Annotated in this window: 13 protein-coding genes and 1 pseudogene; all 14 read right to left on the bottom strand. The window is 55.3% G+C overall.

Going from position 1 to position 14,039, the window contains the following annotated elements:
* Nucleotides 1-279, bottom strand: a 279-nt coding sequence (locus PROAA_RS03230) for a motility-associated protein (protein ID WP_342669204.1), incomplete at its 3' end; no start/stop codon positions are given.
* Nucleotides 272-1,015: an RNA polymerase sigma factor FliA gene (locus PROAA_RS03235; RefSeq protein ID WP_186409954.1), complete on the bottom strand. Its 744-nt coding sequence runs from the start codon at nt 1,013-1,015 to the stop codon at nt 272-274. The genes PROAA_RS03235 and PROAA_RS03230, both read right to left, overlap by 8 nt.
* 12 nt (nt 1,016-1,027) lie before the next feature.
* Nucleotides 1,028-1,912 carry a MinD/ParA family ATP-binding protein gene (locus PROAA_RS03240; protein ID WP_186409955.1) on the bottom strand — a complete coding sequence of 295 codons (885 nt, stop codon included), beginning with the start codon at nt 1,910-1,912 and terminating at the stop codon, nt 1,028-1,030.
* Nucleotides 1,905-3,245, bottom strand: a complete 1,341-nt coding sequence (flhF, locus tag PROAA_RS03245; RefSeq protein ID WP_186409956.1) for a flagellar biosynthesis GTPase FlhF — start codon at nt 3,243-3,245, stop codon at nt 1,905-1,907. Before flhF ends, PROAA_RS03240 begins: the two co-directional genes overlap by 8 nt.
* Nucleotides 3,242-5,326: a flagellar biosynthesis protein FlhA gene (flhA, locus tag PROAA_RS03250; protein WP_186409957.1), complete on the bottom strand. Its 2,085-nt coding sequence runs from the start codon at nt 5,324-5,326 to the stop codon at nt 3,242-3,244. The genes flhF and flhA overlap by 4 nt, the downstream gene beginning before the upstream one ends.
* Nucleotides 5,319-6,458, bottom strand: coding sequence for a flagellar biosynthesis protein FlhB (gene flhB / locus PROAA_RS03255; protein ID WP_186409958.1), 1,140 nt, complete (start codon nt 6,456-6,458; stop codon nt 5,319-5,321). The genes flhA and flhB overlap by 8 nt, the downstream gene beginning before the upstream one ends.
* A gap of 173 nt (nt 6,459-6,631) precedes the next feature.
* The gene (locus PROAA_RS03260) at nt 6,632-8,569 is read right to left on the bottom strand and encodes a chemotaxis protein CheA (protein WP_186409959.1); all 1,938 of its coding nucleotides are present in this window, start codon (nt 8,567-8,569) and stop codon (nt 6,632-6,634) included.
* Nucleotides 8,570-8,579: 10 nt separating this feature from the next.
* On the bottom strand, nt 8,580-9,497 hold the full coding sequence (gene cheZ / locus PROAA_RS03265) for a protein phosphatase CheZ (protein ID WP_186409960.1): 918 nt from the start codon (nt 9,495-9,497) through the stop codon (nt 8,580-8,582).
* 1 nt (nt 9,498) lies between these two features.
* Complete coding sequence (cheY, locus tag PROAA_RS03270) at nt 9,499-9,888, bottom strand: chemotaxis response regulator CheY (protein ID WP_186409961.1); 390 nt, start codon at nt 9,886-9,888, stop codon at nt 9,499-9,501.
* Between the two features lie 21 nt (nt 9,889-9,909).
* The gene (locus PROAA_RS03275; RefSeq protein WP_186409964.1) at nt 9,910-10,848 is read right to left on the bottom strand and encodes a chemotaxis protein; all 939 of its coding nucleotides are present in this window, start codon (nt 10,846-10,848) and stop codon (nt 9,910-9,912) included.
* A gap of 32 nt (nt 10,849-10,880) precedes the next feature.
* Complete coding sequence (locus tag PROAA_RS03280; protein ID WP_186409962.1) at nt 10,881-11,852, bottom strand: chemotaxis protein; 972 nt, start codon at nt 11,850-11,852, stop codon at nt 10,881-10,883.
* Nucleotides 11,853-12,160: 308 nt separating this feature from the next.
* Nucleotides 12,161-12,838 (bottom strand): chemotaxis protein CheB, encoded by a 678-nt coding sequence (locus tag PROAA_RS03285; protein WP_245664138.1) that lies wholly within the window; start codon nt 12,836-12,838, stop codon nt 12,161-12,163.
* Nucleotides 12,813-13,691, bottom strand: a complete 879-nt coding sequence (locus PROAA_RS03290) for a CheR family methyltransferase (protein ID WP_425393995.1) — start codon at nt 13,689-13,691, stop codon at nt 12,813-12,815. The genes PROAA_RS03285 and PROAA_RS03290 overlap by 26 nt, the downstream gene beginning before the upstream one ends.
* A gap of 78 nt (nt 13,692-13,769) precedes the next feature.
* Nucleotides 13,770-14,039, bottom strand: a pseudogene (locus PROAA_RS03295) (flagellar motor protein MotB); the annotation flags it as partial.

The raw sequence follows: 14,039 nt of genomic DNA on the forward strand, positions 1-14,039 counted from the left end.
CAAGCCCTCACGGCGGGAAACCTGGCTCCAGTTGGATATCTGCTTGATCAATTGCTGGTGGTCAACGACCGGCGGATACCACACCCATCGAACCATCCGCATCCCGCGCATAAACGTCGTATAGGGACTCTGGAGCATGACTGCACCCATCGTGCCGCCAAGCACGATCAGCAGTGCCGTTGGCTGTGACAGCGATGCGATATGGCCGCCCTCGAGCAGCTGACCACCAACGATCGCGACAATACCGAACAGCAGTCCGAGAACGCTGATCTTATCCATTCTTCCTGGCTTTCTTGCTGAGACCCGCATCGCCAAAAACCCGTGCACGCAGTCTGGCTACGGCCTGACTGTGCAACTGGCAAACACGTGATTCCGTGACACCCATGACTTCTCCGATCTCGCGCAAGTTGAGATCCTGTTCGTAATAGAGCGCCATCATCAATTTCTCACGCTCGGGCAACAACTCGATGCCCTGCACCAGTAATTTACGCAGGCCCTCGTCCTCAAGAATCCTTGACGGCTCGTTCGAGTCGTCAGACAAATGCCGTTCGAGAAAATCCTCATTGCCATCATCAATCATATCCTCGAAGGAAATAAGCTGATGCCCTCGTGCATCCTGTAGCATCTTTTGATATTCGGCAAGTGTCATGCCGAGCGTTTCGGCAAGCTCCGACTCGCTTGGCGTGCGCCCGTACTCCTGTTCGAGTTGGGAAATGGCGACTTCAATGCGGCGAAAATCGCGCCGCAAACTGCGTGGTAGCCAGTCATTCTCGCGCAGGCCATCCAGCATGGCACCACGCACGCGCTGAGCGGCGTAGGTTTCAAACTGCGCGCCCATTCCCGCCTCAAAACGGTTGATGGCATCAAGCAAACCCATCATGCCATTCTGGATCAGATCGTCGACCTGAACACTTGAAGGCAATCGGGCCATCAGATGATAGGCGATGCGCTTAACGAGCGGAGCGAAGCGCTGTATCAACTGATCCTTGTTGATCTGCCCAGCAGCGTTATACATGTGTTGGAGGCGTCAAGCGTAAATCGCTACCGGATCGATCTGCTTGCTCACGTGAAATAGCTGTTGCACGAATTCTTCGAGCCCGGCGGACTCCTCGCCGAGCGAAGGCCAGGTGAGCAGGTCACTGGCAATCGTTCGATACGCCTTTGCAGCCGGAGCATCGGGAAAGAGACCATCGACAGGCTGGGACAGGCGCGATGCCTGGCGCAAGCACTCATCCAACGGCACGTAACCGGTATATTCAAGGCGCGCCAAGCCTCGACTGCAAGAAAGCTTGGATATATTGCCATATATCGACTTGGCTTCATCCAGACTGCGTACCTTATTCACTAGAATCCGGAAGTTCTTGCGCGCGTAGCCCAGACTGACCTTCTTGATCAGCGCGTAGGCGTCGGTAATTGATGAGCCGGTGGGCGACATAACCACCACCGTATCATGCGCGGCGAGGCCAAGGGGCGAAAAGCCAAGCGGATGGTCAAGGGACGCGTCCACCAGAATCACATCAGCCCGACGCTCCATGCCGGTGATGCTCTCCAAAAAGGATTCTTGTTGAGCAAGGCTCAATCTCCCGAGTTTCGTTACCGCACGCGCGGCGGGTAAGATTCGAACGCCAGGCGCCACCGATACGAGCGCCTCGGAGAGCGCCCGCTCTCGATTGATCACATGGAGAAGGTCATGGCAAGCGAGCGCTCCGAAACAGGACGCCACATTCTTCTTGGTATTCTCGTCCAGAATCAGAACTTCCTTGCCCTGACGAGCCAAGGCAGCGGCAAGGTTGGCTACCAGTATGCTTTTCCCAACGCCGACACTACCAGCAGCAAAAGCGACAATACGCAACTGCTCTCGGCTAAAAAGACGGCGTAGCCCAGCTGCCTGATCCCTGTGGGCCTCAGCCACGACGGCCTCCGGCGGCGACCATGCCGGAACCGGCACTACTGGCCATCATCAGGCCCGGCTCGAGGCCGCCAAGGCGATGCGGGGAAGATTCCGGCACATCCTTGAACGCACGGTGCAATAGATAGGCACGATTGGGCAAGTGCAGATCTTCCGGCACGCGCTGGCCATTTGAGACGTAGTGCAGACGCAAACCGTGACGGATAATGACGTCAATCGCCGATGCGATCCCTGCAGCCTCGTCAACCTTGCTCAAAATGCACCCGGCAAGATCTGAACCGTTATAGGCGCGCACTACGTCGTCGAGAGTGTCTCCACGCGCCGTGGCTGAAAGCAGCAGCAAACGTTTGACATTGCTGTTTTCAAACATCGCCACCTGTTCACCAACCATTCTGTCACGCTGACTCATACCCATCGTATCGACAAGTATCATATGCTTGTGTTGAAGATCGGACAGCGTCTGGCTCAACTCTTCAGCGTCTTTTACCAGATGCACCGACACACCGAGAATGCGACCATAAATCCGCAGCTGTTCGTGAGCTCCGATTCGGTAACCATCCGTCGTGACCAGCGCCACTTTGCTCGCTCCGTGACGCAGAACGCAGCGGGCCGCAAGCTTGGCGGTAGTCGTCGTTTTGCCGACACCGGTCGGGCCAACCAGTGCGTAGATTCCGCCACGGTCGACGATATCGTTCTCGGGTGCGATGGTCAGCAAGGAACGATCAGCACCGACCTTAACCCAAGCCAGTGCCTTCGCCGCATTGAGTTCGCTGGGCAATGCAGCAAGCAGTTCGCGAGCCAATTGTGGAGAGAAGCCCGCGTCAAGCATTTGACGCAGAATTTCCGTTTTAACGGGCTCCGAGCGCGCGGTTTCTCCCCAGGCAACACCAGCCAGATGTTGCTCGAACATCTTTCGTAACGAGCGAATTTCGTCCATCACTTCCGCCGGAACTATTTCAGCCTGCGGCTTGACGGCAGCTGCCGTCTCGGCAACTGGCGGCGGTGCAGCACGGGGCGCCAATGGCGGAAAGCGCTGCGGCTGTTGCTGAGGCGCGGCTACAGTTACCTTGGGAGGTGCTTTGGGTTGCAAGTTGGTCGTCGTAGTCGAAAGACGTACCGTATAGTCATCATTTGGCTTCGGATTCAGATTGGGACTCTGCTTCTCCCTGGTGGGGGTCGGCACAATCATTTCCATATCGCGGGCGGCAACCGCCATGATTTCGACGCCCCCCGGAATCGCCCGGTTGGACAGGATGATCGCATCGGGGCCCAGTAACTCCTTGACCTTGTGCAATGCGTCCCGAGCGGAAGCCGCGATGAATTTTCTGACGTTCATACCCTGCCTCCAATGATCGAGGTGACCTTGATTATTTTGCTTTCAGGTACTTCGTTGTGAGCTAGCACCTTCAATTGAGGAATGCCTCGCCTAAGGAAGCGGGACAGAAGTAGGCGAAGATTCCCTGAAACCAGCAATACGGCCGGCAGCCCAAGTTCTTCCTGACGTTGCGCCGCTGTCGATGTCTCGCGAATCAGTGAGTCAGCAAGACTCGGCTCGATACTGGCATTGTCGCCACCACCCGCGATGGCCTGCTGAAGAATGCGCTCAAGCTGCGGATCAAGCGACATGACCTGCATTTCTGCTCCACTCGGATAGAGTTGCTGAGTGATCGAGCGACCAAGTGCAACGCGCACTTGTGCAGTCAGCACTTCGGCCTCCTGCGAGCGCGTCGCGTTTTCTGCAAGCGTCTCAATGATGGAACGCATGTCGCGTATGGGGATGTCTTCTTCGAGAAGGTTCTGCAAGACCTTTTGTAGAACGCCAAGTGGCAGCACTTTGGGCACCAGATCTTCAACGAGTTTGGGCATTTCCTTCGCCAGATGATCGACAAGCGCTTGCGTTTCCTGACGTCCAAGCAGTTCTGCCGCATGCGACAGAATCAGGTGATTTAGATGCGTAGCGGCAACAGTGCTGGCATCGACCACGGTATAGCCATACGCTTGAGCCTGATCGCGCAGCGCAGTGTCAATCCAGACAGCAGGCAAACCAAAGGCCGGATCCTTGGTTTCGGCACCCGGCAACTGGCCGGCAACACGCCCCGGGTTGATCGCCAACAGGTTGCCCGGAAATGCTTCGCCCTGGCCGATCTCGACACCTTTTAGCAGAATCCGGTAAGCATTGGGCTTCAACTCCAGATTGTCGCGAATGTGCACCGGGGCAACGAGAAAACCTACTTCCTGTGCAAACTTCTTGCGTATTCCGCGAATCCGTCTCAGCAACTCGCCATCCTGAGACTTGTCGACCAAAGGAATTAGCCGGTAGCCGACTTCCAGTCCGAGCACATCCAGCGGAGAGACGTCCGCCCAGCTTGCCTCCTGGGATTCACTCGACACCGTCGGAACAATCGTCACCGGCACAGGTTTGGCGGCCCGCAAACGCCTGTCCATGGTCCAAGCCATTACGGCCAAACTGCTTGCCAACAACAGGAAAACAAAATTTGGCATCCCTGGAATCAGGCCAAGCAAACCGATAATGCCTGCCGTCAGCCCAATCACCCTGGGATTGTTGAATAGCTGGCCGAGGAACTGCTGCGAGAGATCCTGAGTGTCGCCTACACGGGTAACGACCATACCGGCGGCGATCGAAATGATCAGCGCGGGAATTTGCGCCACCAGTCCGTCACCGATGGTGAGCAGGGTATACGTCCTGGCGGCGGCTCCGACATCCATATCATGTTGCAGAACACCGACAAACAGGCCGCCGATGACGTTGATGAACATAATCAGGATGCCGGCTACAGCATCGCCACGAACGAACTTGGAAGCACCATCCATCGAGCCGAAGAAATCCGCCTCCTCGGCAATCGTTGCGCGCCGCTTGCGAGCTTCGTCTTCTCCGATCAAGCCAGCATTGAGATCCGCATCGATTGCCATCTGCTTGCCTGGCATCGCATCAAGGGTAAAGCGTGCCGCCACTTCGGCAACCCGTCCAGCACCCTTGGTGATCACTACAAAATTGATGATCACCAGAATCGCAAACACGACGATGCCGACAGCATAGTTTCCACCGACCAGAAAGTGCCCGAATGCCTCGATCACTTGCCCGGCAGCGCCAGGACCGGTATGTCCCTCAAGCAGCACGATACGTGTTGAAGCCACGTTCAAGGACAAGCGCAAGAGCGTTGTTATCAACAGCACTGTCGGGAAGACCGACAAGTCGAGCGGTTTCATCACTTTGATCGCAACCAACATGACGATCACGGAAATCGCGATGTTGAAGGTGAAGAAGAGATCGAGCATGAACGGTGGCAGCGGCAGCACCATCATCGACAGGATCACCAGAATGAGTATTGGACCTGCCAGTTGCTGAAGATTCGCTCGTCCGAGGAAGCTCTGCAGTGTTAAGGTCGAGTCAGCCATTTACCGACTCCTGGAGCATTTCGGAGGGAACAGCGATCTCACGCGGCGGCAGCGGGTGGTTACCACCAACCTGGCGCCAGTCGACGAGCTGATAGACGTAGGCCAGAACCTCCGCCACGGCGGCATAGAGCGCCGATGGAATCTCCTGATCTAGCTCGGCATGACGATAAAGCGCCCGAGCCAAAGGTGGCGCCTCAAGCATGGGCACGCCGTTCTGGGCGCCAATCTCACGAATCTTCAGGGCGATTTCGCCCATGCCCTTGGCCAGAACTTTTGGAGCTCCCATACCGCTCTTGTAGGCCAGCGCAACCGCATAATGCGTCGGGTTCGTAACGATCACATCGGCAGTTGGAACGGTGCTCATCATGCGTTTGCGTGCGGCCTCTCGCTGCAATTGACGGATGTGCGCTTTGATCTGGGGGTTCCCCTCCATTTCCTTGCCTTCCTGCTTTACATCTTCCTTGCTCATTTTCAGCTTGTCGTAGTATTGCCAGAGCTGGAAAGGGACATCTACCGCAACGATCAACAGCATCGTCAGAACTATCACGAGAAAACTGTAGTTGATCAGGTGTCCGGCGCTGACCAAGCCGACTTCGACGGGCTGCCCAAAGATTGCGAGGATGTCGTTGCGCTCGCTCCACAAGACCCATATGGCGACGCCTCCGACCAACAAGGCTTTGGCGACTGCCTTGACGAGTTCAATAACGCCGTTCCACGAAACCAGTTTGCCCAAGCCTTTGATGGGATCCAGACGCCCCATGTCAGGATTCAGCGCCTTCACGGAGAAATTCCAGCTACCAAGGAAGAAGGGTGAAGCCAGCGCCGCAAGGACAAGTGCCAGCAGCAATGGTGTGAAGGACAGCAAAGCATCAATGGAAAGATCCGCGAGGCGCACTACCATGAACTGGGGATCGCGCATCAGGGGCTCTTCGAGAATCAAGCCTCGCCTGACAATGGCAATCGTGCGTTGAAGCATCCATGAACCGACAAACCAGAATGCACTTGCAGAAACGATCAAGATCAGAAAAGCACCGACCTCCCGTGAGCGGGGAACTTGCCCTTCCTCACGCGCCTGCTCAAGGCGTCTGGACGACGCAGGCTCAGTTTTTTCGAGATCGCTTTCTTCGGCCATCAGCGGCTTCCAATTGACTTCGACCTATTATATGAAAAATCTTTAAAAAATAAAGGGGTATGAGTGTTTATTTACATTGATTCTAGAATAATCTCAGCAATCCGCGTTAACTGATGCGTAAAACAAGACAGGGAGCCAAAGCTCCCTGTCTATTCGGCCTATTCTTCTGCTATTCAGATGGAAAGCTCGAGTGACTTGGCTGGCTTGACGCCCAACTCCTGCTCGATGTGGGCATTTAGATCGGTAAGCAGCTCTTTCATGTCCAGAATCAGCACGATCTGGCCATTCGACAACGTCGTTACACCTGCCACACCACGCGGCCGGAAGTCGTCGAGCGACTTGATAACCGCGTCATCTCGCCCGGCAAAACTGTCGACGGAGAGAATGAAACTTCGTTCCGAAGTTTGCATCAACACGCCATATTCCGGTGTCTGCATTTGCGGCCAACCGAGCAGGCGGGAGAGGGCCACAACTGGCAAAATCTCGCCGCGCACGACCAGCGTTTCCTTGCCACCCACCTCCTGCATCTTGTCTTTCTCGATGGGCAGTATTTCGCGAACCATCGAAAGCGGCAAAGCAAATGGCTGATCTCCCAAGAGAACGAGCAAAACCGGGAGGATGGCCAAAGTCAGCGGCAGTGAGATCACGAATACCGAGCCCTTGCCAAGCTCAGAACGAATCTCGACCGAACCGTTCAGTTTCTGGATATTGGTTTTGACCACATCCATGCCGACGCCGCGCCCCGAGACCGCCGACGCCTGCGTCATCGTCGAAAAGCCGGGAAGGAAAATCAGATTGAGGCTCTGCTTGTCGTCAAGCGTATTGGCTTCTTCCTCTTTGACGATCCCCTTTTCAATCGCTTTGGCCCGAATGCGCTCGGGATTCATTCCGCGCCCATCATCTGCAATCATCAGGACGATATGATCGCCTTCCTGGCGTGCCTCGAGCCGTACGACGCTCTTGGCCGGCTTGCCGGCAGCCAGACGCTCTTCTGCCGATTCAACGCCATGATCAACCGCGTTGCGAACGAGGTGAATCAATGGATCGGCCAAATCCTCGATCATCGTCTTATCGACCTCGGTTTCCTCGCCGACAAGCGCCAGCTCAACTTCCTTGCCCAATTGTCGTGCCAGGTCGCGAGCAATCCGTGGATACTTCTGGAACAGACGACCGATGGGCTGCATCCGTGTTTTCATCACGGAATTTTGTAGATCGGAGACGAGCAGATCGAGCTGGCTTACCGCCTGATCGAGCGCATGCAAGGTCTCTGAATCATTCCGGCCAGCAAGAATGTCTGCGCGCAGACTGGTCAGACGATTCTTGGTCAGACCAATCTCGCCGGAAAGATTAAGTACCTGATCGAGTCGAGAAGTATCTACTCGAATTGTCGATTCGCGCGCGACCGCTTTCTCTTCGCTGCGCCGACCCGAAGTCGCGCCCGAGACGGCAGCGCCGGGCTTGTCAGTCTCTCGCCGCCCTTCCGGTGGATAGTGGGGTGCAATCTGAACCGCGGACGCTGCTGGACTGCTCGCTTCAGGTTTCGTCACCGGAGGAGAAGCGGCTGCAGTCTGAGCGGGAGGAACCGGCTGACCAGTCAGCGCGCCGTGTAACACCTGCCAATCAGGTTCCTTGCCGGTATTGGCCACGGGCGCCGGCTCTTCAGGCTTGGCGGCGGGAGCTTCCGCTACCACAGTTTCAGCTACCGGCTCGGCGGTAGCCTCCCCTTCAAGCGCAGCGCGTAAGGCAGCAATCACATCCGCTTCCGCCGGCCGGGGCTGCACCGCTTGACCGAGCTCGCCAAACATGTTGCGAACACCCTGAGTGGCCGCCATGATGGTATCCATCAACTCCGGCGTCAGGTGCATCTCGGCATTGCGCAACTGATCAAAGAGATTCTCGGTCAAGTGACAAAGCGTCACCAGTTCCGTAGCGTTAAGGAAACCCGCTCCACCCTTGATCGTGTGAAATCCGCGAAAGATATCATTCAGCAATCGCCGATCATCCGGACTCCTTTCAAGATCAACCAGTTTGTTGTCAACATCTGAAAGAAGGTCACCGGCCTCCTGCAAAAAATCCTGCAGCAGGTCTTCCATTCCGGAAAAATCACTCATGCTGAACCCCCTAGAATCCTAGGCTGTCAAGCAGGCTATCGACCTGCTGCTGACTTCCGACGACATCAGTACGCCCTTCGGCATTGATTACCGGGCCGTTAAGCAAAGTATTCACAGACTCGGTGCGCTTTTCTCCAGGCATCGTTACAACGAGCACCTGCATCAACTGCGACTCCAGATCCTGCGCAACCGCAACAACTTTCTTGATAACCTGGCCAGTCAGATCCTGAAAGTCTTGCGCCATCATGATTTCTAGCAGTTGCTCTTTGGTCGCTCCAGTCCTCTGCGGCACAGCGGTCTTGAGAAAAGCTCGTGTTTCAGCAGCAAGAAGCTTGAAATCCTCAACACCCATGTTGTTGGCAAAAAGCGTGTCCCATTTCGCACTGAGCAAGGCGGCTCCAGCCTCCAATTCTTCCTGCAGCGGATTGGCAATATCGGTGGCATTCAGAACCTTGCACGCGGCCTGTTCCGTAAGGTTAGCGATGTAAGCCAGTCGGTCCTTGGCATCCGGCAACGCTGATGCGGTCTTCTCGAGAAGCTTCTCGTAACCCAGACTACCCAACGTGTCATGCAACTGCCTGGCCATTTGGCCAACTTGGTTGAACACCTTATCCTGAACCGGCCAATCGCCCGATTCCTCTCCTGCACCTTCTTCAATGCCGGCTGCGCTGTTGTCGGCGGCAGACTTCTTGGCAGCGATCGAATCAAACAAGGCCTGCAAATCCTTCGAGTCGTCGGTGGCACCGTCAACCTCACGCGCTTGCTGCATCAACGAAGACTTAGGTGCCGCTGCAGAAGGCGCCGGAGTTTTGGGAGTGGGAGCGGGAGCGGGTGCTGCCGAAATTGACGCACTCGCACCGCCGCCGGCGATACTGTCAAACAAGGCTTCAAGCTCGTTGGAATCCCCGGATGAATTTGCGTCGCTCATCTTATGCGCTCATCTTGTCGAAGATTTTCTGCAGCTTTTCAGCCAGCGTCGCCGCAGTAAAAGGCTTTACGATATAGCCACTGGCACCCGCCTGAGCAGCAGCAATAATATTTTCCTTCTTGGCCTCTGCCGTAATCATCATTACGGGCAAATGCTTCAGGTCCGGGGCGGAACGTATCGCCTGCAGCAGTTGCAGGCCATCCATATTCGGCATATTCCAGTCCGTCACGACAAACTCGAAACCACCGGCCTGGAGCTTCTGGAGCGCAATCGCGCCATCCTCGGCCTCGTCAACATTGGTAAAGCCCAGCTCCTTGAGCAGGTTCCTGACAATGCGCCGCATCGTGGAAAAATCGTCGACGATTAGAATTCTTAATTTTGGATCTGCCATTCCTTACTCCTGAATAACTTCTTATCGTTCAAGCATGGGGCGCAGGGTATCGGCCAGAACTTCTGCATCAAACTTTGCCACGTAAGCGTCCACGCCTACGGCCTGCCCCATCGCTCTATTGGCCTCTGAAGAAAGCGATGAGTGCATGACTACCGGGATGCCGGCAAAACGTGAATCACTCTTAATATTCTTTGTGAGGACATAGCCGTCCATCTCGGGCATTTCTGCGTCCACGAGGATCAGCCGAACGTCATTGCGCAATGGCGTCCCGGCTTGCTGCGCGTGAGCCGCCAATCCCTGCAAGCGACTCAATCCTTCCGCGCCATTGGTGGCGTGCTTGTGCTTCACACCAAGCTTGTCGAAAACCTCGGAAATCTTGCGGCGTGCAACGATGGAGTCATCTACAAAGAATACGCTGACTTCTTCGTCCACCTTCGCCGGTGGTATATCGATGATGAGCGCCTCGCCAAACGCATTGGCGAGGATCTGCTCGACGTCAAGAAGTGAAACCAGAGTGCCGTTCTCAAGCTCGGTGATCGCCGTGATGAGCCCCTGATTCGAGGAAAGGATGCTTTCCGGTGCTTTTACTTTTTCCCAGTCCACACGGATGATGCGATCGACCTCGTGAACCAGGAAGCCGAGCGTGCGCTTTGAATACTCGGCAACCATCATGGTCGCGCCACGCTCGACGGGAACATCCTTATGGTCCAGAAAACTGACCAGGGAAAGCACGGGAATAACGTTTCCACGCAGGGAAACCAAACCTTCAACACCCTTGGGCATGTTTGGCGTTTTGGTTATATGCGGCGTGCGCCCCACTTCGCGCACCTTGAACACATTGATCCCGAAGGTCTCGCGTGTTCCCAGCGAAAACAGCAAAATCTCCATCTTGTTGGAGCCTGCCAACCGGGTTCGCGCATCAACGCCATCAAGCAGGCTTTTCTTTTCCACCAAGTCCATCGTCATCGTCTTACTCCAACGAGCTCACTGCTTCAGGTATTGGGTTGCACGACAGGTTCAGCTCCCAACAAGCGCCTCGTAAGCGTTTCAGAGAGTTTCTGTGCTTCAAACTTGGGCACATACTCATCAACGCCAACCGACTTCCCGAGTTGCTGATTCGACATCCCGGACAGAGACGAGTGCATGATCACCGGCACGCCAATAAAACGCGGATCGGTCTTTATCTTCTTGGTCAGGATATACCCATCCATCTCCGGCATCTCGACATCAGTCAAAACCAGGCTAACGAGATCGGTCACTTTCTGGCCGGAAGATTCTGCATAGGTGGCAATCTTCTCGAGTTCATTCCAGGCTTCGAGGCCATTGATTGCGCCGACGTACTTGACTTTCATCGCCTCGAGCGTGCGAGTAATCTGTCGGCGAGCAACGACCGAGTCGTCCGCAAAAAAAACAGTAAGCGATGAATCATCGAGCGGTTTGATATTGCGGAATACGATTTCCTCATCGTAATTTGTTGTCTCCGACAGTACCTTTTCCACATCCATCATCATCACGAGGCGGCCATCAGGCAACTCGGTAACCGCTGTAACCAAGCCACCCATCTGAGCTACCAGCATCTCCGGAGGAACCCTCATCTGGCTCCAGTCCAGGCGAAGAATGGTGTCTACCCCCTCGACCAGAAAACCTTGCGTGTGTCCGGCGTACTCCGTAACGATCATGATCGAGCGAGGTGTATCGGTAGCAACACCGGCATAGCGGGCCAAGTCGACAACCGGAACCAGTGCGCCTCGAAGGCTGACCATTCCCTCGACCGACGACGGCATCTCCGGTGCTGAAGTAATCACCGGGGTACGCATCACTTCACGCACTTTAAAGACATTGATACCGAACGTTTCACTCCGTCCGGTTTTCGAATTCGTGCCGAGCGAAAACAGCAAAATCTCGAGCTTGTTGGTGCCAGCGAGTTTGGTACGAGCATCTATGTTTTTTAGCAGCTCTGACATGCCTCAACTCCCTCTTGGGTAAATGCCCCTATAGCTATGCAAGCACATCTTAATCGAACAAATGTCATTTCACCATAATCATCGGTATAAATAAAAGGGCGCAATACCGCGTCAAACCTAGCACTTGTTGTTACTGAAGGCCCATTTCAGCATCATTTCACCAAGGAAACAAGTGCTGTGCCATAGAAGTTCTTTCCTTTATGACTGCACGCCATACTATTCGATGGCCCAAGCGGCTCCGGGCCCACGCAGAACATACCTGCCGACAGCGGAATGGCTTGTTGATCCTGCATTCAGAGACGCAAAATCTACCTGCCAGGAAAGCCTTCGGGTCTATCTGCCCTGCCAAGAACTGCGAGCACGCGCCGGGCGATGTCGTTCGGCCCGGACACTTCTTCGACAGCGCCAATCACGGCTGCTTCGCGTGGCATCCCATAGACGACACAGCTCGTTTCATCCTGCCCAAAAGTACGCGCACCGGCCTTTCGCATGCGCAGCAAACCGCACGCGCCGTCTTTGCCCATGCCAGTGAGAATTACGCCAATAGCGTTGTGCCCGACTACCTCGGCGGCAGAGTCGAACAACACATCCACCGAGGGACGATGACGATTGACGGGCGGCGTCTTTAACAACTCAGTGACATAGCCGGAGGCACCACGTCTGATTCTCAAGTGCGAATGGCCCGGCGCAACATAAACGGTGCCTGATTCAAGCGACTCAGCGCCTTGCGACTCGATGACTCGCGGGCGACACAGGCTGTCGAGACGGGCGGCAAACGAACCCGTGAACGATTCCGGCATGTGCTGCACAATGAGGATCGGCGGGCAATCCGACGGTATCCCGAGCAAGAAGCTCTTGACCGCTTCCGTTCCACCGGTTGATGCCCCGACGAAGATAACTTTATGGCCTTCCGCCATTGGCCGTGGCACCTTGCCCAGGATGCTGGGGTCTTTGGCCATACTAGCCGGGCTTTGGCGCAAGTTCATAGACCGTTCTTCCCTGCGAGCGGAACAAATCGGCTGCATGCAGAAAGCTTTCGGAATGCCCGGCAAATAGAAGCCCCTTGCCGCTCATTAGGGGAGCGAATCGTGACAATATCTTGTATTGGGTTGGCTTATCGAAATAGATCATGACGTTGCGACAAAAGAGAGCATCGAACGGGCCACGCACCGACCAATTCGGCTCCAGCAAATTCAGGCGCTGAAAGTTGACCATTCGACGCAATTCCGGTCGCACCGTATACGACCCCTCCTGAGCGCCCGATCCTTTGAGAAAAAAGCGGCTCAATCGCGATGGAGACAGTTTGTCGACACGATCCGATGGATACGCACCTTTCGCGGCAATCGCCAGAACATTGGTATCCAGATCGGAAGCTACAATGGACACCGGCACACTGAAACCGCCGAAGGTTTCAACCACAGTCATCGCGATGCTGTATGGCTCCTCGCCCGTCGACGCCGCAGAACACCAGATCTTTATCGGCGAGTTTCCCTGCAACTTCTTCAGATGGTCGGCAAGAATCGGAAAATGATGCGGCTCACGAAAAAACGACGTGAGATTCGTCGTCAAGGAGTTAACGAATTTTTCCCATTCTGTTTTATCCCCGCGCTCGAGCATGGCAAGGTACTCACCAAAAGAACCCAGGCGGGTTTCGCGCAAACGGCGGGCCAGACGGCTATAGACCATGTCTTCCTTGGTGGCCGAAAGCGAAATCCCGGCATGCTCGTAGATCAGCTTGCGAACGCGCTCGAAATCAGCAGCGGAAAACGTAAACTCGCGCACACCGGGCTCACGCAGCAGTGTTGTCGCGCCTGATGCTGACTTTCGCTCGTCCATCATCAAACCCTCGATTCTTCACTTCCAAACCGGGGTATCAAAGCACAGCAACGCCCGGCCCCGTCACTGACAAGCTACGACTCAATTCTTGGCATCGGGTCTATCCGGCAACGCAGATGCTTCGGTGTCGCTTGCGCTATCCGTCTCGATCGGCGCGTTTCCGTCTTCCTGCAATATGGCCTCTTCAGTGCGCTTGTTCAGAACCACGATATTGATTCGGCGGTTGGCTGAGCTCAAAGGATCGTTCTTATCAAACAAAACGGATGAGGACAAGCCAAGCACGCGCAATACCTTGTTGGCGTCCATCCCGCCGTAAATCATCTCGCGCCGCGCCGCATTTGCCCGATTCGC

Origin of the sequence: Candidatus Propionivibrio aalborgensis (genome assembly GCF_900089945.1) — a bacterium.
GTDB lineage: Bacteria > Pseudomonadota > Gammaproteobacteria > Burkholderiales > Rhodocyclaceae > Propionivibrio > Propionivibrio aalborgensis.

What these genes read in the sequence shown, in the direction of transcription:
- cheY (WP_186409961.1), bottom strand. Translation starts at nt 9,888, where the DNA reads ATGGCAGATCCAAAATTAAGAATTCTAATCGTCGACGATTTTTCCACG.
- flhB (WP_186409958.1), bottom strand. Translation starts at nt 6,458, where the DNA reads ATGGCCGAAGAAAGCGATCTCGAAAAAACTGAGCCTGCGTCGTCCAGA.
- PROAA_RS03280 (WP_186409962.1), bottom strand. Translation starts at nt 11,852, where the DNA reads ATGTCAGAGCTGCTAAAAAACATAGATGCTCGTACCAAACTCGCTGGC.
- PROAA_RS03260 (WP_186409959.1), bottom strand. Translation starts at nt 8,569, where the DNA reads ATGAGTGATTTTTCCGGAATGGAAGACCTGCTGCAGGATTTTTTGCAG.
- PROAA_RS03235 (WP_186409954.1), bottom strand. Translation starts at nt 1,015, where the DNA reads ATGTATAACGCTGCTGGGCAGATCAACAAGGATCAGTTGATACAGCGC.
- cheZ (WP_186409960.1), bottom strand. Translation starts at nt 9,497, where the DNA reads ATGAGCGACGCAAATTCATCCGGGGATTCCAACGAGCTTGAAGCCTTG.
- PROAA_RS03285 (WP_245664138.1), bottom strand. Translation starts at nt 12,838, where the DNA reads ATGAACTTGCGCCAAAGCCCGGCTAGTATGGCCAAAGACCCCAGCATC.
- flhF (WP_186409956.1), bottom strand. Translation starts at nt 3,245, where the DNA reads ATGAACGTCAGAAAATTCATCGCGGCTTCCGCTCGGGACGCATTGCAC.
- flhA (WP_186409957.1), bottom strand. Translation starts at nt 5,326, where the DNA reads ATGGCTGACTCGACCTTAACACTGCAGAGCTTCCTCGGACGAGCGAAT.
- PROAA_RS03275 (WP_186409964.1), bottom strand. Translation starts at nt 10,848, where the DNA reads ATGGACTTGGTGGAAAAGAAAAGCCTGCTTGATGGCGTTGATGCGCGA.
- PROAA_RS03290 (WP_425393995.1), bottom strand. Translation starts at nt 13,691, where the DNA reads ATGATGGACGAGCGAAAGTCAGCATCAGGCGCGACAACACTGCTGCGT.